This window comes from Cellulomonas sp. IC4_254 (assembly GCF_011603975.1).
Lineage (GTDB): Bacteria > Actinomycetota > Actinomycetes > Actinomycetales > Cellulomonadaceae > Cellulomonas.
The window spans coordinates 1-1,924 of the sequence record NZ_JAANNB010000340.1 but is presented as its reverse complement, the minus strand read 5'-3'; the positions used below and the strand labels follow the sequence as shown (position 1 = coordinate 1,924).

The 1,924-nt window shown below is 71.2% G+C and carries 2 protein-coding genes and 1 tRNA gene; 2 read left to right on the top strand and 1 reads right to left on the bottom strand.

The genetic code is table 11. The annotated features are described in order from the left end of the window. The first annotated feature begins 83 nt into the window (after positions 1–83). Positions 84–156: transfer RNA gene (locus G6556_RS18580), tRNA-Arg, on the top strand. A gap of 516 nt (positions 157–672) precedes the next feature. Next, positions 673–1,128, top strand: a complete 456-nt coding sequence (locus tag G6556_RS18575) for a hypothetical protein (protein ID WP_166944601.1) — start codon at positions 673–675, stop codon at positions 1,126–1,128. Positions 1,129–1,436: 308 nt separating this feature from the next. Here the strand turns inward: G6556_RS18575 and G6556_RS18570 are convergent, their stop codons facing one another. Beyond that, positions 1,437–1,775: a hypothetical protein gene (locus G6556_RS18570; RefSeq protein WP_166944599.1), complete on the bottom strand. Its 339-nt coding sequence runs from the start codon at positions 1,773–1,775 to the stop codon at positions 1,437–1,439. Between the last annotated feature and the right edge of the window lie 149 nt (positions 1,776–1,924).

The following is a 1,924-nucleotide window of genomic DNA, read 5'->3' as shown; positions in this document are numbered from 1 at the left end:
GGGTGTGGCGGGGCGCACGTCGATCCGGTTTGAGCAACGGGCGCTGCGACCTGTACTCTCGTCAACGGCCCTCCGGGGTCGATGCGCCCGTAGCTCAATGGATAGAGCATCTGACTACGGATCAGAAGGTTGGGGGTTCGAGTCCCTCCGGGCGCACAGCGCAGAGCCCCCGTCCGACATCGTCGGGCGGGGGTTTGCTGCATCCCCGTACGCGATCCAGTGGTAGGGGATGCCGGTCCTCAGCGCCCAGGTCTTGATCCATTACAGCGACGGCAGAGCCCCGTATGTCGGGCGTTCGGGTGGTATGCATCGACGCATCCACGCCACGCCGCGACGAGCCGAGGTGGGTTCACCCGGGTCGAGGTGCGCCGCGTCAGGACGCCGTCCGCGGCCACGCTGAGTGCCGCAGTGCCCACGCGCTGCCGGCCACCCGCCGCCACGTCGAGCACGGCAGCGTCCACGAACCGCAGGCCGCCGCCGCGCGGCGAGCGGACGTCGCCAAACTCATCCGTTTGACCCCGTGATCTGCCGATACCCTCGCCGCCGGGGGGTCGGTTCCAACGATGGGAAACGAACATGCGCAAGAGGTCCACCGCTACCGCACTCGCCCTAGGCCTCGGCCTGGGCCTGCTCGGTGCCGTGCCCGCGACAGCTGACGACACCTCTGGTGTCGTGCAGCCACTCACCCAGCGCGAGGGCGACGTCCCGCACATCGACGTCGACGACTCCGCCCTGCGAGCCAAGCTCGACACCCTGGCCCAGACCCAGAGCGAGGCCCAGGTCGAGGCGATCCTCGACTCTGGCCTGCCGGTGCAGGCCCTGTACGACGTCGAGGCCGACGAGTACGTCGCCGCATTCGTCGACACCCCGGAGATCGTCTCGCGAGCGATCTCCCAGCGCGGTCCAGGCTGCGCCTCCGGAGACGCCTGCATCGTGAACAAGACGATGGGCTACTACGGCACCGGCCAGCTGACGTTCAAGTCTTCGATCTCGGGAGTCACGAAGCTCAGCTCCGGCAACAAGGTCACGACCTGGTGGCGCACCGGGAAGGTCGGGTTCTACCAGAACTCCAACGTGACGAGCACGTTGACCTCGCCCATCACGCTGGTGTCCATCACCAGGAGCTGAGCGCACCACCCAGCCCGTGCCCCGCGACCGACCTGCGAGACCCCTAGGACGCGGGACCGGGCGCCAGAGCGGCCGTGGGGCCGTGCCGCACGGCAGATCGACCAAGGATGCGGGTCGGGCCGGTTCAGCTCGGGTCGTCCGCGCCCGGCCGGCGCACCCAGATCAGACGCATCCCGACCCGGGCACGCCGTGAGCTCCACCGCTATGCGGCTCGCGGCGCACACGGCATGGATGACGGGACCCCCTATGGGCGCCCGCAGACCCCTGCGAGGGCCGACCTTCGGGGCCAGCCCGGTGCTCGCGCACGGCTACTCGAAGGCGTGGTCGGGGAGGAAACGCGCGCCGGCGCGCGCCGCGAACGCCTTGAGCGGGCCGACGATGCCGGCCCAGGTCGCCGCGTCCCCTTGCACGGCTTCGAGGTGCAGCGCCCGCAGCGTGGCATCGTGCGCGAGCACCTGGACGACGGCCGCCTCGGCAGGATGGGCGAGCTCGTTCGCGTCGGTGGTGACGTCGGCGACCGTGACCGGTCCACCGTCGGTGCCGACGAAGCCCGCCTCGGTCAGCGCACGCGCGGCGAGCGTCGCGTCCAGCGGGGCCAGCAGCTCCGGGCGCTCCAGACCCTCACCCGGGCCGCGGGCGAGGGTCATGTCCTCTCCCGCAGGCCGCGCCTGCGCAACCGGGGTCGCGACGGGCTCGGGCTCCCTGTGCGCGGGGGAGTTCACCGGCCACCAGTCGCTCGACCACCGGGTGGCCGGAGAGGGGGGCGCGGTGGGGGGTTCGAGGTCCAGGTACGGGC